Here is a 22601-nt window from a genome sequence, read left to right as displayed (position 1 = left end):
GATAGCCTTCTCGAGTTTTCGAGAAGGCTATCGTTTATTTTATGGATAAGTGAGTCCGCAAGTCATTCCTCATCCCTCATCGGAGCTCATCAAGTATTTCTGACTGTCAATGTTGAAAATCAGACGTTTTGTAAGTCTATTTCTTTTTTTGATTGAAGGCATTATCTGCGATACCTTTACTTGTTTTTCCTCTTTTTGCATAGATTGATAAAATCCCTGAGCGTTATATAAGCAATGTTTTTCTTTTTGATATATAATTGTTTTATCATTTAAGAAAGGAGAATTCTAATGAAAACTTTAGATGCTATTGCATTAACTTTATTGATTGTGGGAGGGCTGAACTGGTTGTTGGTAGGCTTGTTCGAATTTGATTTAGTAGCTATGATTGCTGGTGGTTCAACAACTATTTTTGCGAAGATCATTTATATCATCGTAGGTATTTGTGCGATTTACTGCTTGAAATTTTTCCCTATGATTACTAGAAAAGTTGATGAAAGATATTAGAAAGCTATAATTATTAAAAAAGCAATTATCTTCATGAACCTTCCCATTAGTGGGAAGGTTTTTTTATTTTGAAGTCATCTGATTCCACATGGAAAGTGGTATACTGAATCAAGGTAATCTATTTTAGGAGGTACCATCATGAATAAAGGGATTTACGTAGGATTGTTAGGGGTTGTACTACTTTTTTCAGCCTGTGGAAATGCTACAAAGAATGGATAGGCTACAATTAACTAGACAGAAAAATTAAGGTGTGTAGACTAGAAGAAAACATACCAGGAGGAATTTTTATGTCTAAGAGAACACGAAGAACTTTTTCACAAGAATTCAAGCAACAAATCGTCAATCTTTACTTAGCTGGAAAGCCACGTGTAGAAATCATTCGAGAATATGAACTAACGGCTTCAGCATTTGACAAATGGGTAAAGCAATCTAAAACGAGTGGTTCATTCAAAGAAAAAGATAATCTTACGCCTGAACAAAAAGAATTGTTAGAACTACGTAAAAGAAACCAGCAATTAGAAATGGAAAATGATATTTTAAAGCAAGCAGCGCTGATATTCGGACGAAGAGACAAGTAATCGATGCGAATAAGCATCTTTACCCTATATCAGCGATGTGCAGAATATTAGGTCTATCACGTCAGTCCTATTATTATCAATCAAAACCAAAGAAAGACGAATCAGAACTTGAAGAAGTAGTCGCTGAAGAATTTATCCGCAGCCGAAAGGCCTACGGCTCAAGAAAAATAAAAAAAGCCTTATCAAAACGAGGCATTCAGATCAGCCGACGAAAAATTAGTAGAATCATGAAAAATAGAGGATTAAAATCGAGCTATACTGTTGCTTATTTTAAAGTACATCATTCTACTTGCAATGAAGCCAAAACGACAAACGTATTGAATCGTAAATTCTTAAGAGACAACCCATTAGAAGCGATCGTAACAGACTTGACTTATGTACGAGTCGGGAAAAAATGGAATTATGTCTGTTTCATTTTGGATCTGTTCAATCGAGAAATTCTCGGCTATTCTTGTGGAGAACATAAAGATGCCGTTCTAGTAAAAAAAGCATTTAGCCGTATCAAACAACCTCTGACAGAGGTTGAGATTTTTCATACTGATCGTGGAAAAGAGTTTGATAACCAAGCTATTGATGAATTATTAACAACTTTTGACATCAATCGATCATTGAGTCATAAAGGCTGTCCTTTTGATAATGCCGTAGCTGAATCAACTTATAAGTCGTTGAAAGTAGAATTTGTCTATCAATACACATTTGAAACCTTACAACAATTGGATTTGGAGTTATTTGACTATGTCAATTGGTGGAACCACCTTCGGTTGCACGGTACACTTGGCTACGAGACACCGGTTGGTTACCGTAACCAGAGATTGGCGCAGCGAATCCTTGATAATGAGCTCGGATGTGCTAACGCTAGCGAGGCAGTCTAACTTTAACTGTTAGCTCCTGCCGAAGATCGTCACATCCGAGGAGGCTCATTGTCAAGGACAATCGGAATAGCATACGGAAAGAAGTTCTGCACCTTATAAAATTTGTCAAAAAAACTGTTGCCATTCCAGAATTCTATCAATGAATCTTCACTAACCAATTCAACACCTAAAGTCGGTTCAACTAAAAGTACTTCTACTGCTTCCATTACTAATACTTCTACTAATAATGTAGATTCTCAATATAGCCAATCAAGCATTCAGTCGTCTACCATTTCTTCAACATCTGAAATGCAAGAAAGAACTGAACCTTCTCTTCCATTGGAAAACTCTGATGAAGCACTTCTATTTCTTATTGCCCATCGTTCCGAATTACAAAGTGAAGATATCGTTACTAGCTTTTATCAAAAAATCGATCAAGATTATTTGTTCACGACTTCTAGCAAGCAGACTCGTGCCCAAGGAGGATCAGGAAGTGTCGGTTTCTATCGAGTTTCCCCCGATGGAGTGATCTTGATTACTGATGCGTACGGCACACCGTTTTGATGATATAGAAAATTTCACATTTCTGTCTGTTCATTGTGTGTTTTAACGCTATTTTATTTTGAAAAACGCGAACGAGTATCTCAATCGTTCGCGTTTTCTATTTCAAAATTCTCTGGTACGTCCCATTTATTCGCCACCATTTTTTTGTCAGATGCAGTCATACGATATAAGTGACCATTTGCGTCAACTACATAGTTTGCTACAGCTACTTCTTCCATAAAAATATCTACTTCTACTTCTCTAACTTGATTGATACGAACGTCAAACCAATAATGGTTAGCGCTTACAATAGTTGGATCTTCTAACTTCAAATGATAGTATGCCCACTTCTCTACTTGCTCTCTTGTTAAATTTGTGGTATCTACTTCGCTTTTTGTCAGTTGTGTAATAAAATTAGTCGCCGGATGGTTTTCTAAATCCAATTTTTCTACATTTGGGTAAAAGAATTTGCTTATTATAAAAAATGACACGATGATGATTCCTGCTATACAACATGTGTAATAGACGATTTTTCTTCTACGGGTTTTACGTATCGTTTTTATTTGGTAATTTCGCGCTTCTCGATCTCGCCATTTTCGTTGCTGCAAAGCTGTTTTTTCTTTTTCTAAAAGATAGCCGAGTTCACGTTTCTTTTGTGGATTGCTTGTCCTAGCGATTTCTAATTCTAAATGATAGATTCTGCTTTCTTCTCGCCAATAGGGATTTGTGGTTTTTGCCATATTTTCTCCTCTCTAAATTATTTTCTTACTATTATTCTAGCAAACCCTTTCTCAAATTAGAAAGATAACCTTTGTAATTCACTAGATGAAACATTCACAAAGACAACCGTTATACTTGAATTTTTTTCAAAATAGAGTTATTACATAAATAGGGATAAATAAAAAATACTCTATTGAAAGGATGATCAAAAATGGCAAATGTACCTAGCATTCGCGACATGTTCCCTGATTTCAATGATGTGTTTAGTCCAGCGTTCAATGATTTTTTAGGTGTTTCAAGTTATCCAAAAGTAGATTTAGTTGAAAACGAAAAAGAATACAAACTAACAGCTGATATGCCTGGCTGTGACAAAGAAGACACGACAGTTGAATATTCAGACAATACTTTGACGATCTCCGCCAACCACGAGTCCCATACGGAAGATAAAGAAAATGGCAACTATGTACGGAAAGAAAGACATTCGGTCTCTTACAAACGTTCATTCTATCTTCCTGATGTTGATGAAGAAAAAATCACCGGAACCTTTAAAAATGGTGTACTGAAATTAGCATTACCTAAAACGGCGCATCATCCAAAAGAAACGAAAAAAATTGAGTTAAACTAAGAACTTTCGCCTCTCAATAAATGAGAGGCGATATTTTTATTTTTGATAAGAACAAGTGATTTCTAATTGAAATTTATAGTTATTCAGAACTAATTCAATAATCCTAATTAAAATTTCAAACGATACAAAAAAATATTTTGTTTTGGCGATAAAGATGGTATGATCTCTCTTGGTAAAAAATATGGGAGTTGATCATTTGATTGTCTTAAGTAAACTTTTATTTTGGATACCATTCATCATAATGACCAGTATTTTCTTTTACTTATTCAAAAAACCGAACAAATACTTACTTTTATCTGCTTGTCCGATGATTTATTTTATCCATAAAATCAGAGGCTTTTATTATTATGACTCTGGTATTTCATTGTTTTACTACGAAATCGGTTTATTAGCTTCGGCCATCTTTTTCATTTGTGTGTTAGGATATTTCAGAAAAAAATAAGCTTCCAGTCAAAATTGGCTGGAAGTTTTTTATTTTGGCGTAGAACTTTTCATTTGATATTCATACAAGTTGATCCATTTTTCTATTATTAAGTACATACCATTGTTACTCTTTGAATGTGAGGGATAAAGAATAAAAGGAGCTGGTATTTTGTTAGCTATGAGTAAAGCTTTATTTTTACTTCCCTGCACATTCATGTTTATTGTTTTATGTTACTTCAAAAGGGGGTTAAAATGGTGCTGGATCGATGTTTTGCTGTTTCTTCCCTTTTTTCCGCTTATTTATTTTCTGGAAGAAATTTAGGATGACATGGCATGTGATTCTGCTTTTCTTTTTAGTCATTCCTTGGGGCTTATGCTCTCACTTATGTTCTTTGCCATTGTGCTATTTTTTTGAATAAAAAATAATGTATAAACACGTTTGTCCCAACTAATTTATCTTGTAACTTGATTTTTTGCATTAAAACTAAATAAAAAGATAAAAAAGTTCGGTATTTCGCACATTTTTATTATAGATAAACGTTTAGACAAATTGGATTACTTTTAGGTTCGTGATACATTGGCATAGAAATTATTTGCAAATTATAAGTTTACATCATTTAATTATAGTTACATACTATTTTCCCCCCTCATTCTCTGATATTCCAAAGATAATTTCTACTTTGTTTTGATTTTTGCAGTGATTCACATGACAAAAATGTTCGACTTTTCGATTGTATTTCTTACTTCAATTCATTAATAATGTGATTGTCACTTGTTTCATTTATTTAATCATTAGGAGGGGAAAATTTGAATACTGTTCGTTTGAAAAGAGGACTTTCTACCTTTGACTTGAAAATTTTAGGGATTACATTGATGTTTGTCGATCACATTCATCAAATGTTTTATCCGTTTGGTGTCCCCGACTGGCTGGATTGGTTTGGTAGACCAGTTGCTACTTTGTTCTTTTTTATAAGCGTTGTAGGCTTCTCACATACACATGATAAAAAGAAATATATGCAGCGGCTTTATCTCTCAATGGTTCTTATGGCCTTTTTTACTTATTTTTTAGGTAATATCGTTCATTATGATGAAGTAGTATTAATGAATAACATTTTCAGAGATCTGTTTATTGGTACGGTCATGATGTATGCAATCGATCTTTTCACTGAGGGAAAAAATACAGGAAGTTGGAAAAAGATTGTTACAAGTATTCTCTTATTCATTTTACCAATCTTGCTCTCATTATTTATCCCGTTGTTATTTTCTAGTCCTGTTATCCTTCAAAACAAAGTTGTTTTTATGCTGATTACATCATTTTTACCTGCACTGCTTTTGGCAGAAAATAGTTTTATGGTTCTTTTGATTCCTTTGCTTTATTTAGCAAGAAATCACCGTAACATTCAATGTGTCATCATTTCGATTGTTGCTGGAATATTCTTCTTTTTAGGTACGACCCAGTGGATAATGATCTTTTCAATCATCCCAATCTTGCTATATAACGGACAAAAAGGAAAAGGAATAAAATATTTCTTTTATATTTTTTATCCGGCACATATTGCCCTATTATATTTGCTGTCTGCCTTTTTATATAAATACTAGACTGATGAATGACCATTTCGATTTAGTTCCTGTCTTTAGTCTTTTTTACCCATTCCATGTTACAATCGCTTTGCAATCGATCTCAAAAAAGGAAGCAGGAGGGAAAAAGATGAAGCAACTATTACCGTTTTTGACATATAATGGTCAAGCAGAAGAAGCAATCAATTGGTATCACAAAGCTTTTCCTAACTCCCAAATCACTAAGTTGAATCGGTATGGGGATGCGAGCAAAGAGGAATCGGATCTTATCCTTGAAGGTGAACTTAAGTTAGGCAATCAAGTAATTGGATTTTTGGATATGTCAAAAGATTTCCCTGCGCCTGTCTCCACCTGGGCATCTACAATTTTGATTGAAGTAGATAATCAGGAAGAATTTGATCAGGCATTTAATACATTAAAAGATAGCGGAACCGTAATGATGCATGAAAAAAATTACGAAAAGTATACGGAAGTTTGCTGGGTGACTGACAAGTTTGGCTTTACTTGGCAACTGTTATTCTAGTCATGAGATAAAACGAAAAAGCGATAGTTGACTTTCCATATTTAGTGGATGGCAACTATCGCTTTTTCTCTCGAGTAGCATTACTTTTCTAATTTGAATAATTCGTCTAACGCATTGGAGAATGTTGTTATTTCAAAATCTGGAAATTTCTTTTTAAATTTATCAGAATTAAACTTGTTATCATAATGATATCTAGGTAGTAACTCTTTTAGCTCTTGCATATTTTTATTGAATATAGAACCAAGATCAAACATCCATTGTTTGATCACTTTATATTTTACCGGTTTGCACAACTTTTCTTCCATCAACTTTATCATCTCTTCATATGTTCGACTTACATCACAAGGTAGATGCCAAGTTTGGTTATAAGTGTCAGGATGATTTGCTAAAAGTGCCATGGCTTTACTAGCATCAGGTGTCCAAATCAAGGTCCTTAAAGTTTGATCAGAAATTGGTACCAAAGCAGTCTTATCGTCTTTCACTCGGTTAAACAATAAACTGTTTGTAATACTTTGCGTCTTATTAGGTCCATAAAATTCAGGAGCGCGACAAATCATCACATCGATGTCAGGATTCTCCATTTCAGTCACTAGCCGATCTGCCATTTTAGCTCGAACAGTGGATTTGATACCATCATAAATAAATTTGCTATCCTCAAATTGTTCCGTGTCATTTTTTTCGTACATATAAGTGTTATCGAAAAAAACTAATTTCGCCTTTGTTTCTTTACAAGCCTGTATGACATTTTCTAACATGATTTCAAATTTTGTTTTCCACTGTTCGGAGTCCATCGGTAATCCTGCAGCAAAATAAACAATCTCACTTCCTGCTACAGCACGAATAGTTGCCTCACGATCTAAAATATCCGCTGAGATTAGTTCGTCTGTATCGTTGATTGATTTCGGATTTCGACTAACTAAGCGCAACTGTTTCCCGTACGTTTGATTGAGTTCTTTTGCTAATTCGTATCCAATTTGGCCATTACTACCAATAACTGTTTGCATTTAGATAACCTCCTTGATGAATGTTCGTGCTAGTTCTCTTGTTGAATACGGGTTTTGTCCAGTAATCAGATGTCCATCCTTTACCACATGACTCTTAAAGAAACGCTTCTTGATAAAATGTCCTTTTCTCTTTACAGTCATCTCTTCATTATCAAAAGGAACTACTTTGCTTTTCATCGCTAATCGTTCCTCCGTTTTAGTAAAACCAGTCAATTTTTTATTTGCTATTAAATAGTCATTATTAGCAAGTCTGATATTCAATAAACCTGCTATACCGTGGCACACAGATAATACATAGCCATTTGATTCATAAATATCACTCGCTATTTTTTGTAATGCGTTATTTTCTGGAAAATCCCACATCACACCATGTCCTCCGGTAAAGTAAATAGCAATATAATCTTCACTCTTTACGTTTGCAGGAGACAACGTATTCCTCAAACCTTTTTCAATAAATGTTGCATTAGAATAAATGTCCATAACATCAGAATCTAGATTTTTCATACTTCTAGGATCAATCGGCACATAGCCACCTAACGGACTAACAAAATCAGCTTCAAACTGATATTTATAGATTTCTGCTAAAAATTCTACTGTTTCTCCTAGCCAAAGCCCAGTAGCTTTATTTGTTCCTTTATATTGATTGACGTTTGTTTCAACGATCAAAATTTTCTTCACTGTCTTTTAGCTCCTCTATTTCAGTTATTACATCATTCAAAAAATCTCTTAATTTGTATATATTTTTATTTTCGTGTTTTAGATAGTAAAAATTTTTAGTTCCTTCTTCTCTGACCTCTAATAAATCGGCGTCTTTTAAAATTTTCAAGTGGTGCGATACTGCTGGTCTTGATAAACCTGTATCGTCAGTTAGTTCTCCTACTTGCAAACCATGACAGCTTTTTTCATTTAATAGTCTAATCAAGATCAATTGTCTTTTTGCGTCACCTAACGCTGCTAAAAAACCACTCAATGATTCTAGTTCTGTTTTTAAACGATCATGTCTAATCATTGTAGCTCACCTCTTTTGTTCATATGTTTAAACCATTAAACTATATTTGGTAAAATATGTAAATTCCTTTGCTCAGAAAAGTATCTTCTTTATGATTTGACGGTTTCAGAAAAAAATATCAAAGCAAGTAAAAACTGAGTAACAGAAAATAAACAAACTAAATCAAACAATAGTGTTAAACTTAATCAATGAACGAAAAAAATCCCTCACCTAATATTACAGTGAAGGATTTTTTCTACCAACATAAACAAAAAAACCGCCTCATATGAGGTGGTTAACATTCAACATTATTTTACGATATTTACTGCTTGAAGACCGCGTTGACCTTCTTCAATATCATAAGTAACTGCTTGGCCTTCATCTAAAGACTTAAAGCCTTCTCCTTGGATTGCTGAAAAATGAGCGAATACGTCATTTCCATCTTCACCAGTGATGAAACCAAAACCTTTATCTGAGTTAAACCATTTTACTGTACCTTTATTCATATATATTTCCTCCTGATACGTATATAATACGTGTTTTATTGCAATTAATATTACTTGGTAAAAGGAGTTTTTATAGTGTGAATATATCGCTCAGATTACGTTTCAAATTAGATTACTTATTTACTGTAACACGGATATAATACTAACACAAGGATAATCACTCGATATAAGGTTTAAAAGATGTAAAATTTCAGAAAAATCACAACAATTGTTTAATGAACGAGTATGATCTCCGATTAAAAATCTCATATCTATCTACTTTCTTTTTGTTCTTCGTTAACTACTTACTTTTTCAACCTGAATGATGGCCGGCAATACAATTGCTCGCAATTTTATCTACTGCTTCTGTAGGAACACCGTATTTTTTAAACTTTGCTTTTATTTCAGTTAGTTCCGGTTTTCTGACTTTTTCCATTCTGGTGTGTTTGTAGTCCATTCGGAACTATTATCCTTAATATTTGGTTATTAGTTGATAAAGTGCTATTATCCTAATTGACATAAGACGATATGGGAGATGATACGGTGGTCACATTTAGCATGCTTTTATTTTGGATTCCAGTCTGTATTGGTATCAGCTCTTTTTTTTACTTCACTAAACGTTCTAGAAAAACAGTTATATTAATGCTTTCTTTTCTTCCTACAGCAATTTTTATCATAAAAATAGTGAAATATACATTTTATCAATCGCTTTCAGCATTATTTTTTTACGTAGTTGGGTTGTTTTTATCACTTATTCTTTTCATCATTGTTTTGCGATATCTTTATAAGAATGATTAATTATTATACATCGAAATGATTCTTGTTATCCTTAATGCTATTTTTTTAGATTTCAATTTTTTATAAATATTTTAGGTCTTGCTCTTATATTATTTTCTAGCAATATTATAAAATTGATTGGTAACTTTCTAAAAGACGATCACTAGTTGATTGTCTTTTTTTCTGAATGTCTATGTAACTAAAAAATAAAAAAGAAGCTGTTTATCTTTTCACCTAGCGATAGTCGTTAAACTTTCCTTACCTTATTTTCTCTTCAGCAAAAAAATGGATAGAAACAAAAGTATCATGTATAATTAAATTAAAATTAAAATAATTAGAGAAGGTGAAATTATGGATGAATTCCAAATGATAAAAAGTACTCTTATGTCTATAAAAGAATATGTATCGATGATAAGTAGCTTTCCTAATGAAAGTGATAGAAACAGTGTAATAAGACAGTTTAATATTCAGTTTATAGGAAAAGAATGTAAAAAAGTTATTTCTATAGAGATTGCTAATTATTTAAAATTAGAAAATAGTATATTTAACAAATATATTCAAGAAATTGCCAAAGAACTCCACATCAAATTAGAAGGACTCCATAAGGTAAATTCTGCTACTTCGGAAGCTGATGCGTATTATATCTATCTTTGACAATAAGTAATTGATGTGTTTTAAATATGCGTAACTCCGATGTTTATAAATTAATAGACAGCAACGGAAATAGTAAAAACATACTAGGAAACAAGGATGTGAATTTCAACTCTTCATAATTGTTCTTACTATTTTTCAACCGTTGCTGTCTATCGCATTTCATCATTCTTTCAATCCGAATTAATTAGGGTACTTTATCGGCATATCTAGTATTAAACCGTCTATACCATGACTACTAGCGTAACATCTGTCTTTTTTTTCATTCCGCTCCCTCCCATTGACGAGCATCATTTTATATAGAAATCCAAGCTTACGAATAACCTCACTTGCAATAGCAACACCCTGACTTGCCACTTTATATACTTCTTCTGTAGAAACTCCGTATTCTTTTTCAAATGTTGCCTTCAGTACGTTCGATTCTTGTTTACTCGATTTATTCATTGCCGTTTTTCCAATTCTCATTAATCAATAACATTTTAAGTCGATTTTCTGAACTTATGTATCAATGATCATATAGCTTGAAACCGTTCTTATTATACTGTAGTAATCTACGTATCTAAGCAACCCTTCATTTTTGTATAAGTCTTTTATTACCGATTCCCCCCTTCAATCTCATTTTTTTCTCATAATCAATGAATAATGATAAGATAAATATATTGCAAAAGAGAAAAAATAAAGGGGATATAACTTTGTTATTTATTAGTAAAATTTTATTCTGGGTTACTTGTGCATATAAAATTATTGTTCTACATTGTTTAAAAACATGACGTAAAAAAGATTGTTTACTGATCGTCTCATCCCTCCCATTTATCTATTTCATGATTCAGATTTGGGATGATTCAGATACTGATCCCCTTTTTTTATCCAATTATTTAGTTGGTTTAGTATTTTCGATAGTATTTTTTATTTGCATACTAATTTATCTGAATACAAAAAATTAAGTTTTCCAGCTCTTAGGGCTGGCTTTTTTTGTTTCTAGTCTATTTTTTCTGAAAAAGTTACTTGAATAAATACACTTTTTGAGAGATTATAGCCAAACTATTTTTTAAAACAGCTAAGAATTTTGCGCTAACTTAAGCGACATCACTCAGTTTATACATGGATTCTTTTGACTAATCCAAAGTTGTTTCCGACTAATCCTCTGATTCCATGGCATCCAAAACATGATTAGATGGACACCTATTCTCATATTACAAATAAAATGAGAATTGAAATGGTAGATATCATGGAGAATTTTACCAACAAAAAAACCACCGGTGACATTCCGGTGGCAAACCCATGTAAATATGGTATTTTTTTCAGTATTGTCAAATAGACCTCTTACTACTTCTTACTTTCTTCTTCGTCCATTTTCAGAACGGCCATGAAGGCTTCTTGCGGAACTTCGACGGAGCCGATTTGTTTCATCCGCTTCTTCCCTTCTTTTTGTTTCTCTAAGAGTTTACGTTTACGAGAAACATCTCCACCATAACATTTAGCCAAGACGTTTTTACGCAAGGCCTTGATGTCTGAACGGGCAACGATTTTTTGTCCAATAGCTGCTTGGATTGGCACCTCAAATTGTTGGCGTGGGATTAGTTTTTTCAGTTTTTCAACGATTGCTTTTCCACGTTCATAGGCAAAGTCTCGGTGAACGATAAAGCTTAATGCATCGACTTTTTCTCCATTCAGCAAGATGTCCATCTTCACTAACTTGCTTTTTTGATAACCAGACATTTCATAATCCAATGAGGCATAGCCTTTTGTACTTGATTTCAATTTGTCAAAAAAGTCAAAGACGATTTCAGAAAGCGGAATATTATAGACGACATTCACTCGGTAATCGTCTAAATAATCCATCGTAATGAATTCTCCACGTTTTCGTTGAGAAAGTTCCATGACTGCACCGACAAAATCATTGGGCACCATAATCTGTGCTTTGACAAATGGTTCTTCTACATCTTGGATCGTTACAGGTTCAGGAAAATCTGCCGGGTTATCAACTGTAGCAGTCGTACCATCTGTTTTATTAACATGGTAAATAACGGATGGTGCAGTCGTAATCAATTCTAGATTGAATTCTCGTTCCAAACGTTCTTGGACGACATCCATATGAAGAAGTCCTAAGAACCCGCAGCGGAACCCAAATCCCAATGCTTGAGAAGTTTCTGGTTCGAATTGTAAAGCAGCATCGTTCAATTGCAGTTTTTCTAAAGCTTCCCGCAAATCGTTGTAACGAGAAGTATCAATTGGATAAAGACCACAATAAACCATCGGATTCATTTTTCGGTAACCTGGTAAAGCTTCAGCGGCAGGATTGTCTGCTAATGTTACTGTATCCCCTACTCGAGTATCTTGGACAGTTTTGATACTTGCTGTGATATAACCAACATCACCGACCATCAAAAAGTCTCTAGCAACTGCTTTTGGCGAGAAGACCCCGACTTCTGTAACATCAAATGTTTTGCCATTACTCATCAGTTTGATTTTATCTCCGGGTTTGACCATACCGTCCGTGATCCGGACATTTAGAACAACACCGCGGTAACTATCATAAATAGAATCAAAGATCAAAGCTTTTAGCGGTGCATCTAAGTCTCCACTTGGTGCTGGAACATATTCCACGATCTGCTCGAGAATATCTTCAATTCCAATCCCTGCTTTTGCACTAGCTAATACAGCTTCACTAGCATCGATTCCGATTACGTCTTCGATTTCTTGACGGACACGTTCGGGATCTGCTGCGGGTAGGTCGATTTTATTGATGACTGGCAGGATCTCCAAATCATTGTCTAACGCTAAATAAACATTGGCCAATGTTTGTGCTTCGATTCCTTGGGCTGCATCAACCACTAAAACGGCGCCTTCACAGGCAGCAAGGCTTCGAGAGACTTCATAGGTGAAGTCGACGTGCCCTGGAGTGTCGATCAAGTGAAAGATATATGTTTCTCCGTTTTTCGCTGTGTAATTGAGTTCTACAGCATTTAATTTAATCGTGATTCCACGTTCACGTTCCAAATCCATCGAGTCTAACAGCTGATCTTGCATTTCGCGAGACGTCACAGTGTGCGTCATTTCTAAAATACGATCGGCCAATGTAGATTTTCCATGGTCGATATGAGCAATGATCGAAAAATTACGAATCTGCTCTTGGCGTTCTTTCATTTTCTTTATATCCATAGCGTCTCCTCTTTTCATATAATCAGCACTTTCCATTATACCAACGAAAAGCAGTAATTTAAAGACTTTTTAATTAGTCAGCTTTAGAAGTTTTTTTGGTAGAATTTTGCTATACTGTTATCAAGCTAATAAATGGAGATGAAAAAATGGATCAAAAAGATTTTAGAGAAAATCTTGAATTAAAACCAGTCACTCAAGAACATATCGATCAGTTCAACGAATTACTTTCCTATGTGTTCCAAGTGACTGAAGCAGATATCGAGGAAAGCGGGTTTGAGAATAAACGAGCTTTTATCCGTTCCAAAAGACCGATTTTAGAAGTATCAAAAGTGTTCGGGTGGTTTCATGAAAACAAACTAATCTCTCAAATCGCTATCTATCCTTGTGAAGTCAATATTCACGGTGCACGTTATAAAATGGGAGGCGTGACTGGAGTTGGAACTTATCCAGAATATGCGAACCACGGATTGATGCAAGATTTAATCATCGTTGCATTGGATAATATGCGCAAGAACAAGCAATGGATCTCTTATTTGTATCCTTACAGTATCCCCTATTATCGGCGCAAAGGATGGGAGATTATGTCTGATAAACTTTCCTTTAAAATCAGAGATACACAGCTACCTAAACAAGTCCCAGTAAGTGGGATGGTTGAACGATTACCAGTTGATCATCCAGATGTATTTGCCGTTTATGACAAATTTGCCCAACGAAACCATGGTGCTTTATTCCGCAGTAATTTTCATTGGGAAGAATATTGGCGTTTCGAAAATGAAGATGAGCGCACAGCCGCTGTCTACTACGATAGCAATCATGAACCAAGAGGTGTTCTATTCTACTGGGTAGCTGAAGAAATATTTCACGTAAAAGAAATGTTCTATCTTGATCAAGAAGCTCGAAATGGCTTATGGAACTTTATTTCCGCACATTTTTCCATGATTTACTGGGTACATGGAGATATTTACAAAAATGAACCCTTAGCTTTTTTGATTGAAGACAGTCAGATCAAAGAGCAGATCGAACCATATTTTATGGCTCGGATCGTTGATGTAAAAGAATTCCTACAACATTTTCCGTTTGTTGGAACAGCTGATGCTTTTCATTTCATCATTGAAGATCCTGTCGCTCCTTGGAATAATGGCATCTTCGCCTTAACATGGGATGAACAAGGACAAGTCCGTGTCTTGAATGAACCTATAGGAAAACCTGTTCGATTGAATATCCAAACATTGACATGCTTGATGATGAATTATCGACGTGCTTCTTATTTGGCAAGAATCGAACGGTTAGAAACAGATGAAGAAACACTGAAGTCACTAGAGCGTATTATTCCAAATATGGAAGCTTACTTTAGCGATTATTTTTAATAAAAAGGATGATGTTTAGATGAAAATTTATTTTGCCGCACCAATGTTTGCTAAAAGTGATTTGTTATATAACGAGCAGATAGTTAAAGAAGTCAGAGCGATCTCTTCTAAACTTTCAATTTATCTTCCTCAAGAAAATGAAGCAATCAATGACAAAACTGCTTATGCAGACAGTCGGATGATTGCTCTTGCAGATACAGAAAAAGTGCTGGAAAGCGATTTGATGATCGCTTTATTAGATGGATTGACGATTGATGCTGGCGTAGCATCAGAAATCGGTGTGGCTTATGCGAAAGGTATCCCAGTGATTGGCTTGTATACTGATACCCGGCAGCAAGGCGGAGCCCACCCGAAAAAAATCGCTGCGCTACAGGAAACAGCTGAGAATCAATTTCACTATCTGAACTTATATACAGTAGGACTGATCAAATTGAACGGAAAAGTGGTTTCTTCAGAGACTGAGTTGCTTTCAGAAGTAAAAAGATTTTTAGATGGAGGGACTTTCAGTGATTAAAGAAATCAAAAAGGTTCAAATAGCTTTACTTGCTTTTGGTGTATTCGTTGTCTGTTATAATTTTTATGAATTTATCACCCAAAAGTATTCGACTTCTCAAGGAATCACATTTATCGTGGAATCTTTATTAGGGATTGCATTGATTTTCATGCCACAAGTCATTTTGACAGTTTTCAAACTTAAAATTCCAGCAGCAATCGTTTTGTTTTACTGGTTTTTCTTATTTATCTCTGTCTTTTTAGGTACAGGGATGCATTTGATTAGTATCATCTCTTTTTGGGACAAAATCTTACATGCAGTGAGTCCAATGGTTCTGACAGCTCTTGGCTATGGATTGATTGGTTACTTGATGAAAGATGCGGAGATATCAAAAACCAGTCCTTGGTTGTTCCTCTTATTCGGCTTTGCGTTTGCTGGACTTTGCGGCGTGTTTTGGGAGTTCTGGGAATTCTTATGCGACCAGTTCTTAGGCATGAATCTTCAACGTTTTGCTGCTTCTGATGGCACACTGTTTGTTGGACGAGCAGCATTGATGGATACGATGGGCGACTTGCTGACAAATACGATAGGGGCTGCCTTGATGGGATTGTTTGCTTGGTCTCAAAGTAAAAAAGATGAGCGTTACTTTGAAAGTTATAAATTAGAAAAAGTGAAAAATACTTAATAACAAAGGTCGTGACAGAAGTGGACAGCTCAAAAAATTTCGGCTTATATCCGAAAAAGCTACTTCTGGAACACTGTTTATTTGAAAAAAAGGAGGTCTGACAGTAGTTGTGTCAGACCCCTTTTTCTTTTATAGTCTCAATGGAAGATTAGACGATTTCTTCTAGCTCTTCTGTTTTGAAATGAAGTTGTCCATCAAGTAAAGTAATCGTTACTTTTGATTTAGGCATAACATGCCCTGCAACGATTTCTTTAGCTAATGGTGTTTCTACTTCCTTAGTGATAAATCGTTTCAATGGTCTGGCACCATATGCTGGTTCATAAGCATTTTCAGCGATCCACGTTTTGGCTTCATCACTGATTGTTAGTAGGATTTCTTGATGTTCCAGACGTTGTGCCAATTGCGCCACCATTTTGTCAACGATTCCTTTCACGTTGTCTAGGCTCAATGGTGTAAATAAAATCGTGTCGTCGATTCGGTTCAAGAATTCTGGTTTGAAGTTTCCACGTAATAGCGTGTTGACTTGTTCAGCCACTGCTTCTGGAATCGTTCCATCAGCAGTCACACCTTCCAACAGTAACTGTGAACCGATATTGCTAGTCATGATCAGAACCGTATTTTTGAAATCAACTACTCGCCCTTTTGAATCGGTTAGGCGTCCGTCATCTAGGACTTGTAACAAGATATTGAAGACATCGGGATGCGCTTTTTCGATTTCATCCAACAAGACGATTGTATAAGGATTTCGTCTGACAGCTTCCGTTAATTGTCCACCTTCTTCGTAACCTACATAGCCTGGAGGAGCTCCGACTAGACGAGACACAGCATGTTTTTCCATATATTCACTCATATCGATCCGTACCATATGATCTTCTGAGTCAAACAAGTTCTCAGCTAAAGCTTTCGCTAATTCGGTTTTTCCGACACCAGTTGGTCCTAGGAAAAGGAAAGAACCTAGAGGACGATTTGGGTCTTGCAATCCAGCCCGTGAACGAATCACCGCGTCACTGACCGCATCAACTGCTTCATCTTGACCAATCACTCGTTTGTGAAGCGTTTCATTCAATTTAATCAGTTTTTCTCGTTCGCCTTCTACAAGTTTCGTTACGGGGATACCCGTTAATCTGCCAACGACTTGAGCAATTTCATTTTCGGTAACGGACTCTTGAACCATCTTGATCTCGCTGTCTTTTGCTTTGGTTTCTAGTTCCTTCAATTCTTTTTCTAATTGAGGTATCGTACCATGGCGCAATACAGCAGCGCGTTCCAGATCATAGTTATTTTCTGCATCTTCTAATTCGTGTTTTGCTTTATCGATTTCAGCACGTTTTGCTGAAACAGAATTGACCTCTTCTTTTTCTGTTTCCCACTGCATCTTCATTGCATTTGCTTCTTCACGAAGTTCAGCTAATTCTTCTTGCAAATTTTTCAGTCGTTTTTTACTTGCATCATCTGATTCTTTTTTCAGTGCAGCTTCTTCGATTTCCAACTGCATCAAACGTCTGGTCACTTGATCTAATTCCGTTGGCATAGAGTTCATTTCTACCCGAATCGTTGCACTGGCTTCATCGATCAAATCGATTGCTTTGTCTGGTAAGAATCGATCAGTAATATAACGGTCAGATAAAGTAGCTGCTGCGACCAGTGCGTTGTCATGGATGTTAACACCATGGTGGATCTCAAAACGTTCTTTTAATCCACGCAGAATACTGATCGTATCTTCCACTGTTGGTTCTTTGACTAATACCTTTTGAAAGCGACGTTCCAACGCTTTGTCTTTTTCCATATATTGACGGTATTCATCTAAAGTTGTGGCACCGATCAAATGTAATTCACCGCGAGCAAGCATTGGTTTCAACAGATTTCCGGCATCCATACTTCCTTCTGTTTTTCCTGCTCCTACGATATTGTGAATTTCATCAATGAACAAGAGGATCCGCCCATCACTTTTTTTGACTTCTTTCAAGACCGCTTTTAGTCTTTCTTCAAATTCACCGCGGAATTTTGCTCCAGCGATCAATGCACCCATATCTAATGAAAAAATCGTTTTATCTTTTAAATTTTCAGGCACATCTTTGCGTACGATACGTTGAGCAAGTCCTTCAACGATCGCCGTTTTACCTACACCTGGTTCTCCTATCAGAACAGGATTATTTTTTGTTTTTCGTGAAAGAATACGGATGACATCACGGATTTCTTCATCACGACCGATGATTGGATCCATTTTTCCACTTTTGACTTGCTGTACTAAATCAACGCCGTATTTTTCTAATGCTTTGTATTGTTCTTCTTGGTTTTGCGAGGTCACCCTTTCTCCTCCTCTCATCTCTTCGATGTTTTTACGCAATTCTTTTTCAGATAATCCGTTTTTATTCAAATAAACAGTTAACGGATAATTTTTTAATTTCATCAACGCTAAAATAACGACTTCCGTTGAAAGAAACTCGTCGCCGAAGCTTTCACGTATTTGGTCTGCTTCATTCAATAATCGAAAGAAATTCTGGCTGAGGTTTTGTCCATATTGGACGTTTCCACCAGAAACAACTGGATACTCATCCAGTAGACGATCGATTTCATGTTCAAAAGATTCGACATCCAATCCGGCATCCGTATAGAAATTTCGACCAAAATGATTAGGTTGTAAAAAGATTTTCCATACATGGGCAATGTCGATATCTTGGTGTTTTCGAGTGACCGCAATCTGTTGAGCTTCAGCAATCGCTTCTTGAAGCGTCGTAGTCATTTTCTCAATATTCATACAGGTATACCTCCTAATTAAAGGTAAGATCACTTATTTCTTTGATCTTTACACAAACTATTATATCTCTTTGGTCAATTTTGGTCAAAATATACACATGTTTTTTTGACTTTTTTTCTCGTCTTATATAAATCTTAAAAAAACAAAATTGATTGTATACATACAAAAAAAGAGCAAAACAAACGTAAAATTATCTTACCCATAACGTTTTTCTTTGATTTGATAAAAAGGGTAGATCTTATAAAAGACCTACCCTTGATTTTCTTTATTCTCTTTTTTTACTTCTATTATTTCTTCTTTGATCACTCTTCGCCGTTCAGCAATCACATACACAAATCCATAGAGAAATGGCAAGATAAAGGAACTGAAACGATACAACAAAAGCGAAGAAACTGCGTCAACTGTTCCGACAACTGGTCTAAACAATAACAAGTAGACAAATTCAAAGGAGCCAATACCAGCTGGCGTAGGAATAACCCCTGAAAGCACTACTGCAAAGCTGATAAACGAAATGGTCAGTAGAAAATCTATTTTAGGATGGTTTTCAATCAGAATCAAATAGGGAAGTACATACCAAAATACAAGTTTCAACATATTCCATAGATAAATACGCAATAGCGCAGTCCTGTCTTGGATAATGGTTTGGACCGTTTCCCTTAAAGAGTAGATCTGCTGATTACATGTATCCACCCATTTTCGCAAACGCTCACTCTTAAATAACTTATTCGATAAGCTGACAAAAAATATTTGGACATTCAGACTGATGGACATTACCAATAAAAAGGCAACAATCACGATCGTCAAAAGAATTCCAGCAATAATAAACCAGATCATTGACGGACTATTAGAATAAAAAAGAGAGAATTGGATGAGCAAGCCAGCTAACGCATAGGTAATCACTGCAAGTTTGTACATGATCATATGGAGTGCTGTCACTCCTGCTCCCTGAGACAGTTTCATTCCTTTTTTATTATAAAAATAAATTTCCGAGATCAATGTTCCTGTACCAAACGAAACGATTCGGTAAAACGCAATATAGCTAGAGGTCAAGAACCCATCTTTCGTTGTAAAATTCGGCGCGAAAGGTTCAGCAATCTCTTTGATCGAACGCCCTTCAGCGATTTGGTAAACTGTCCCTAATATAACAGTGGCTGCCAAAACGACAACACTGGTAGACATTAATTCGGTAAAGATATCTGCAAATGATTGATTGATTAAATAATAAATAATAGCAAAAATCGCAATCAGCAAAAGCAGATTCAGAATGATTTTAATTTTTGTTCCTTTAGATGACATCTCCTGCTCCTTAATGGAAAAAATAAATGAGAATCAAATCAACAAGCACACCCGCAGTGAATCCTACGGTAAACTTCTTTTTCCTTGTTTTATGATGAAAAACTTTCCGAGAAATCAATCCTCCCAAACCACCGCCTAACAAACTGACAAATATCAAGTTATTTTCAGGTACACGCCAGCCGCCAGTTCGAGCCTGATGTTTATCATATCCCATCAGACAAAATAAATAAAAATTTACAATGAATAGATAAAACCACAAAGGATTGTGCAACAATACATCCATTATTCTTCTTCCAACTTTCTATTAACTACTATTTCTAAGCTTGTTCTTCTTTTTTTGGTGAATAAACTGCTAATCCTTTTGATACAACAGATAATTCAACTGGAAGATCATCTGTCGTGTCTCCATCTGTCCGAGTGCCAACAGATTTTTCCTTTGCTTTGATTTTCATGCGTTTGGCTGTGAAATAAGTGATGCCAGGTATCGTATAGAATTTTCCTCTCATGATTCTAGGCAAATAAAAAATAAATCGGAAAATATCTAAGGAAGGTACGATCGTTACATGGAATTTTCCATCATCTGGGGTCGCTGAATCGTCGAAATTTGTAAATCCGCCCACGGAGTTAGACATCGTGACTGTCAATAACTGAGATTTTCCTTTCCAATGCTCCTCGTCTGTTTCTAAATCCAAATGATATTTTTTCTTCTTCAGCAATAACTTAAAGAATTTCTTGATAAAAATCCACGAGCCATAACGCTGTTTTTCTTCTTGACTGATCCAAACTGCTGTATCGGCTAAGATACCGATTGTCAGTGTAGAGATAATGACTGCATCATTGACTTGGCCATAGTCTATTTTTCGGACATTTCCTTCTAGAATCACGTCAGCAGCCTCTTCTTTCTTCAATGGAATCTCAAGGACACGTGCGAGATTATTGACTGTTCCACCTGGAAGTAATCCGATATGATACTGAGATAACGTTTGCTGGAACGCTTGGACGATATGATGGATCGTTCCGTCCCCTCCTATGATCACTAGAGTATCGGCTCCTATAGCTTCTGCTTTCTTGACTAAATCCGCATGGTCAATTGACGGGCCAGTTTCAGCTAAATCTACAAATAATTCTGGTTGCTTTTCTTTTACATAATCTTGAAACCAGCGTGCTAATTTCTCCCCCTCATCTTTCCCTGAACTTTTGTTATAAAAAACTAGCAGCTTTTTCATTCTTTACCTCCTATTTACTCTTCAAAAAAGAGGGCGGGACAATCCATTCCATTGTCCTGCCCTTTAGCCTTAGACAGATGACATTCCATCATCGGACGAACGCCTTGTCATAAGCTGTTCTTTTTCGATTTTAACTCTTTGTGTTCAATTCTGCAATTTTAACAATCACATCTGTTGCTTTTTCCATTACTTGTAAAGAAACAAATTCGAATCGACCGTGCATATTTTCTCCTCCGGCAAATAGATTTGGCGTCGGAATACCCATGTAAGAGATTTTTGAACCATCTGTTCCTCCGCGGACTGGTTCGATCACTGGAGAGATCCCAAGCTCGATCATTGCTTGTTTCGCTAATTCCACGATGCTCATATCTTTTTCGATGATTTCTTTCATGTTGTAATATTGATCATACATATCTACTTTGATTCGTTCTTGATCAAATCGTTGATTCAATTCTTCTTGGATATGTGTGATTTGTGCTTTGCGTGCTTCGAATTTTTCACGATCATGATCGCGAATGATATAACTCATAGAAGCTTCTTCAGGATTCCCATTCAATGCCATCAAATGGAAGAAACCTTCGTATCCTTCTGTTTTTTCTGGAACTTCATCGGCTGGAAGCTGATTATGAAAATCAATGGCCAGCTGTAAAGCATTGATCATCGTATCTTTTGCCGTCCCTGGATGTACATTTTTCCCTTGGATCGTGATATTTGCTTGAGCAGCGCTGAATGTTTCATACTGCAATTCACCTAAAGGACCGCCGTCGACTGTATAAGCAAAATCCACATTGAATTGCTCAACATCGAATTTATCCGCTCCGACACCGATTTCTTCATCAGGTCCAAAAGCTACTTTGATGGTACCATGAGGGATAGAAGGATTATTGATCAAGATCTCCATTGCAGTCATGATTTCCGCAATCCCTGATTTGTCATCTGCTCCCAGTAAAGTACTGCCATCTGTAGTGATCAACGTGTGGCCTTCATAATTTTTCAAATTTGGGAAATCTTTTGTATTCAACGTGTAACGTTCTTCCGCATCTAGTACGATCGTAGACTCTCCATCATAGTTTTCAATGATTTGTGGATTGACTCCTACTGCATTAAAGTCTGCTGTATCCATGTGGGAAATAAATCCAATGGAACGCACTTCATGATCGACATTGCTTGGTAATGTTCCCATAACGAATCCATTGTCTTCATTATAGAAAACATCTGATAAACCTAACTCTTCTAATTCTTTTTTCAATTCTTGTGCAAAAGCAACTTGTGTCTGAGTCGATGGGGTCGTTTTGCTTGTTGCATCGGAGCGTGTTTCTGTTTTGACATACCGTAAAAAACGTGGCAAAAGATTTTCGTACATA

25 protein-coding genes and 1 pseudogene are annotated in these 22601 nt (G+C 35.8%); 13 read left to right on the top strand and 13 right to left on the bottom strand.

Annotated elements, in window-relative coordinates; genetic code table 11:
* Positions 1-288: 288 nt before the first annotated feature.
* From QK255_RS06080 to QK255_RS06070, 3 genes are all read left to right on the top strand, one after another.
* Positions 289-504, top strand: a complete 216-nt coding sequence (locus QK255_RS06080) for a DUF378 domain-containing protein (protein ID WP_002293281.1) — start codon at positions 289-291, stop codon at positions 502-504.
* Positions 505-791: 287 nt separating this feature from the next.
* A protein-coding gene (locus QK255_RS06075; protein WP_086956687.1) for an IS3 family transposase occupies positions 792-1954 on the top strand; the annotation gives its coding sequence in 2 pieces (ribosomal slippage) (positions 792-1068 and positions 1068-1954; 1164 coding nt in all).
* A 102-nt stretch (positions 1955-2056) separates the two neighbouring features.
* Positions 2057-2497 carry a hypothetical protein gene (locus tag QK255_RS06070; RefSeq protein ID WP_050558389.1) on the top strand — a complete coding sequence of 147 codons (441 nt, stop codon included), beginning with the start codon at positions 2057-2059 and terminating at the stop codon, positions 2495-2497.
* A gap of 80 nt (positions 2498-2577) precedes the next feature.
* Here QK255_RS06070 and QK255_RS06065 read toward each other — a convergent pair whose 3' ends face one another.
* A complete protein-coding gene (locus tag QK255_RS06065) occupies positions 2578-3216 on the bottom strand; it encodes a hypothetical protein (protein ID WP_002291921.1) in 639 nt (212 codons plus the stop codon).
* 191 nt (positions 3217-3407) lie between these two features.
* Between QK255_RS06065 and QK255_RS06060 the strand changes: the two genes are divergently transcribed.
* The 5 genes and pseudogenes from QK255_RS06060 to QK255_RS06050 all read left to right on the top strand — a co-directional run bounded on the left by QK255_RS06060 (position 3408) and on the right by QK255_RS06050 (position 6345).
* On the top strand, positions 3408-3821 hold the full coding sequence (locus tag QK255_RS06060; protein ID WP_002291922.1) for an Hsp20/alpha crystallin family protein: 414 nt from the start codon (positions 3408-3410) through the stop codon (positions 3819-3821).
* A gap of 181 nt (positions 3822-4002) precedes the next feature.
* Positions 4003-4263 (top strand): hypothetical protein, encoded by a 261-nt coding sequence (locus QK255_RS13335; RefSeq protein ID WP_033606565.1) that lies wholly within the window; start codon positions 4003-4005, stop codon positions 4261-4263.
* A 159-nt stretch (positions 4264-4422) separates the two neighbouring features.
* A pseudogene (locus QK255_RS13330) lies at positions 4423-4659 on the top strand (hypothetical protein).
* 392 nt (positions 4660-5051) lie between these two features.
* Positions 5052-5843: a TraX family protein gene (locus QK255_RS06055; protein WP_002291925.1), complete on the top strand. Its 792-nt coding sequence runs from the start codon at positions 5052-5054 to the stop codon at positions 5841-5843.
* A gap of 109 nt (positions 5844-5952) precedes the next feature.
* Positions 5953-6345: a VOC family protein gene (locus QK255_RS06050; RefSeq protein WP_002291926.1), complete on the top strand. Its 393-nt coding sequence runs from the start codon at positions 5953-5955 to the stop codon at positions 6343-6345.
* A gap of 80 nt (positions 6346-6425) precedes the next feature.
* Here the strand turns inward: QK255_RS06050 and QK255_RS06045 are convergent, their stop codons facing one another.
* The 5 genes from QK255_RS06045 to QK255_RS06025 form a co-directional block, all read right to left on the bottom strand.
* Positions 6426-7349: an NAD-dependent epimerase/dehydratase family protein gene (locus QK255_RS06045; RefSeq protein WP_002291928.1), complete on the bottom strand. Its 924-nt coding sequence runs from the start codon at positions 7347-7349 to the stop codon at positions 6426-6428.
* Positions 7350-8027 carry a type 1 glutamine amidotransferase domain-containing protein gene (locus QK255_RS06040; RefSeq protein WP_002291929.1) on the bottom strand — a complete coding sequence of 226 codons (678 nt, stop codon included), beginning with the start codon at positions 8025-8027 and terminating at the stop codon, positions 7350-7352. It abuts the gene before it with no gap.
* Entirely contained in the window at positions 8005-8358 is a 354-nt protein-coding gene (locus QK255_RS06035; RefSeq protein WP_002291931.1) for an ArsR/SmtB family transcription factor, read from the bottom strand. The genes QK255_RS06040 and QK255_RS06035 overlap by 23 nt, the downstream gene beginning before the upstream one ends.
* 287 nt (positions 8359-8645) lie before the next feature.
* Positions 8646-8843, bottom strand: coding sequence for a cold-shock protein (locus QK255_RS06030; protein ID WP_002291933.1), 198 nt, complete (start codon positions 8841-8843; stop codon positions 8646-8648).
* 292 nt (positions 8844-9135) lie between these two features.
* The gene (locus QK255_RS06025; protein ID WP_002291935.1) at positions 9136-9279 is read right to left on the bottom strand and encodes a hypothetical protein; all 144 of its coding nucleotides are present in this window, start codon (positions 9277-9279) and stop codon (positions 9136-9138) included.
* A gap of 86 nt (positions 9280-9365) precedes the next feature.
* On the opposite strand from QK255_RS06025, the gene QK255_RS06020 reads away from it, so the two are divergent.
* Both QK255_RS06020 and QK255_RS06015 read left to right on the top strand, forming a co-directional pair.
* The gene (locus tag QK255_RS06020; RefSeq protein WP_002306574.1) at positions 9366-9620 is read left to right on the top strand and encodes a hypothetical protein; all 255 of its coding nucleotides are present in this window, start codon (positions 9366-9368) and stop codon (positions 9618-9620) included.
* A 330-nt stretch (positions 9621-9950) separates the two neighbouring features.
* On the top strand, positions 9951-10253 hold the full coding sequence (locus QK255_RS06015) for a hypothetical protein (RefSeq protein WP_002313710.1): 303 nt from the start codon (positions 9951-9953) through the stop codon (positions 10251-10253).
* Positions 10254-10433: 180 nt separating this feature from the next.
* Here QK255_RS06015 and QK255_RS06010 read toward each other — a convergent pair whose 3' ends face one another.
* Positions 10434-10694 carry a hypothetical protein gene (locus QK255_RS06010; protein ID WP_002329257.1) on the bottom strand — a complete coding sequence of 87 codons (261 nt, stop codon included), beginning with the start codon at positions 10692-10694 and terminating at the stop codon, positions 10434-10436.
* 882 nt (positions 10695-11576) lie between these two features.
* Complete coding sequence (gene lepA / locus QK255_RS06005) at positions 11577-13412, bottom strand: translation elongation factor 4 (protein ID WP_002291945.1); 1836 nt, start codon at positions 13410-13412, stop codon at positions 11577-11579.
* A gap of 146 nt (positions 13413-13558) precedes the next feature.
* Between lepA and QK255_RS06000 the strand changes: the two genes are divergently transcribed.
* Genes QK255_RS06000 through QK255_RS05990 form a run of 3 tightly spaced genes read left to right on the top strand, consistent with a single transcriptional unit; the run spans position 13559 to position 15957 of the window.
* Positions 13559-14779, top strand: coding sequence for a GNAT family N-acetyltransferase (locus QK255_RS06000; RefSeq protein ID WP_002291948.1), 1221 nt, complete (start codon positions 13559-13561; stop codon positions 14777-14779).
* Positions 14780-14798: 19 nt separating this feature from the next.
* A complete protein-coding gene (locus QK255_RS05995) occupies positions 14799-15293 on the top strand; it encodes a nucleoside 2-deoxyribosyltransferase (RefSeq protein ID WP_002291949.1) in 495 nt (164 codons plus the stop codon).
* Complete coding sequence (locus tag QK255_RS05990; protein ID WP_002316308.1) at positions 15271-15957, top strand: DUF2238 domain-containing protein; 687 nt, start codon at positions 15271-15273, stop codon at positions 15955-15957. Before QK255_RS05995 ends, QK255_RS05990 begins: the two co-directional genes overlap by 23 nt.
* A gap of 148 nt (positions 15958-16105) precedes the next feature.
* On the opposite strand, the gene clpB is transcribed toward QK255_RS05990, so the two are convergent.
* From clpB to pepT, 5 genes are all read right to left on the bottom strand, one after another.
* Positions 16106-18715, bottom strand: a complete 2610-nt coding sequence (gene clpB / locus QK255_RS05985) for an ATP-dependent chaperone ClpB (RefSeq protein ID WP_002291951.1) — start codon at positions 18713-18715, stop codon at positions 16106-16108.
* 249 nt (positions 18716-18964) lie between these two features.
* Positions 18965-20011, bottom strand: coding sequence for a lysylphosphatidylglycerol synthase transmembrane domain-containing protein (locus QK255_RS05980; RefSeq protein ID WP_002291952.1), 1047 nt, complete (start codon positions 20009-20011; stop codon positions 18965-18967).
* 10 nt (positions 20012-20021) lie between these two features.
* Complete coding sequence (locus QK255_RS05975) at positions 20022-20294, bottom strand: DUF1294 domain-containing protein (protein ID WP_002340736.1); 273 nt, start codon at positions 20292-20294, stop codon at positions 20022-20024.
* A 34-nt stretch (positions 20295-20328) separates the two neighbouring features.
* Positions 20329-21237, bottom strand: a complete 909-nt coding sequence (locus tag QK255_RS05970; protein ID WP_002291955.1) for a diacylglycerol/lipid kinase family protein — start codon at positions 21235-21237, stop codon at positions 20329-20331.
* 130 nt (positions 21238-21367) lie between these two features.
* A complete protein-coding gene (gene pepT, locus QK255_RS05965) occupies positions 21368-22600 on the bottom strand; it encodes a peptidase T (protein ID WP_002291957.1) in 1233 nt (410 codons plus the stop codon).
* Position 22601 lies beyond the last annotated feature (1 nt).

This window comes from Enterococcus sp. ZQ21 (genome assembly GCF_030053755.1).
In the GTDB taxonomy this organism is placed as follows: Bacteria; Bacillota; Bacilli; order Lactobacillales; family Enterococcaceae; genus Enterococcus_B; species Enterococcus_B lactis.
The sequence above is the reverse complement of the archived record's forward strand: the minus strand, read 5'-3'. Positions and strand labels throughout refer to the sequence as shown.

What these genes read in the sequence shown, in the direction of transcription:
- QK255_RS06080 (WP_002293281.1), top strand. Translation starts at nt 289, where the DNA reads ATGAAAACTTTAGATGCTATTGCATTAACTTTATTGATTGTGGGAGGG.
- QK255_RS06065 (WP_002291921.1), bottom strand. Translation starts at nt 3,216, where the DNA reads ATGGCAAAAACCACAAATCCCTATTGGCGAGAAGAAAGCAGAATCTAT.
- QK255_RS06060 (WP_002291922.1), top strand. Translation starts at nt 3,408, where the DNA reads ATGGCAAATGTACCTAGCATTCGCGACATGTTCCCTGATTTCAATGAT.
- QK255_RS13335 (WP_033606565.1), top strand. Translation starts at nt 4,003, where the DNA reads ATGGGAGTTGATCATTTGATTGTCTTAAGTAAACTTTTATTTTGGATA.
- QK255_RS06050 (WP_002291926.1), top strand. Translation starts at nt 5,953, where the DNA reads ATGAAGCAACTATTACCGTTTTTGACATATAATGGTCAAGCAGAAGAA.
- QK255_RS06045 (WP_002291928.1), bottom strand. Translation starts at nt 7,349, where the DNA reads ATGCAAACAGTTATTGGTAGTAATGGCCAAATTGGATACGAATTAGCA.
- QK255_RS06035 (WP_002291931.1), bottom strand. Translation starts at nt 8,358, where the DNA reads ATGATTAGACATGATCGTTTAAAAACAGAACTAGAATCATTGAGTGGT.
- QK255_RS06030 (WP_002291933.1), bottom strand. Translation starts at nt 8,843, where the DNA reads ATGAATAAAGGTACAGTAAAATGGTTTAACTCAGATAAAGGTTTTGGT.
- QK255_RS06025 (WP_002291935.1), bottom strand. Translation starts at nt 9,279, where the DNA reads ATGGACTACAAACACACCAGAATGGAAAAAGTCAGAAAACCGGAACTA.
- QK255_RS06015 (WP_002313710.1), top strand. Translation starts at nt 9,951, where the DNA reads ATGGATGAATTCCAAATGATAAAAAGTACTCTTATGTCTATAAAAGAA.
- QK255_RS06010 (WP_002329257.1), bottom strand. Translation starts at nt 10,694, where the DNA reads ATGAATAAATCGAGTAAACAAGAATCGAACGTACTGAAGGCAACATTT.
- lepA (WP_002291945.1), bottom strand. Translation starts at nt 13,412, where the DNA reads ATGGATATAAAGAAAATGAAAGAACGCCAAGAGCAGATTCGTAATTTT.
- QK255_RS06000 (WP_002291948.1), top strand. Translation starts at nt 13,559, where the DNA reads ATGGATCAAAAAGATTTTAGAGAAAATCTTGAATTAAAACCAGTCACT.
- QK255_RS05995 (WP_002291949.1), top strand. Translation starts at nt 14,799, where the DNA reads ATGAAAATTTATTTTGCCGCACCAATGTTTGCTAAAAGTGATTTGTTA.
- QK255_RS05990 (WP_002316308.1), top strand. Translation starts at nt 15,271, where the DNA reads ATGGAGGGACTTTCAGTGATTAAAGAAATCAAAAAGGTTCAAATAGCT.
- clpB (WP_002291951.1), bottom strand. Translation starts at nt 18,715, where the DNA reads ATGAATATTGAGAAAATGACTACGACGCTTCAAGAAGCGATTGCTGAA.
- QK255_RS05980 (WP_002291952.1), bottom strand. Translation starts at nt 20,011, where the DNA reads ATGTCATCTAAAGGAACAAAAATTAAAATCATTCTGAATCTGCTTTTG.
- QK255_RS05975 (WP_002340736.1), bottom strand. Translation starts at nt 20,294, where the DNA reads ATGGATGTATTGTTGCACAATCCTTTGTGGTTTTATCTATTCATTGTA.
- QK255_RS05970 (WP_002291955.1), bottom strand. Translation starts at nt 21,237, where the DNA reads ATGAAAAAGCTGCTAGTTTTTTATAACAAAAGTTCAGGGAAAGATGAG.
- pepT (WP_002291957.1), bottom strand. Translation starts at nt 22,600, where the DNA reads ATGTACGAAAATCTTTTGCCACGTTTTTTACGGTATGTCAAAACAGAA.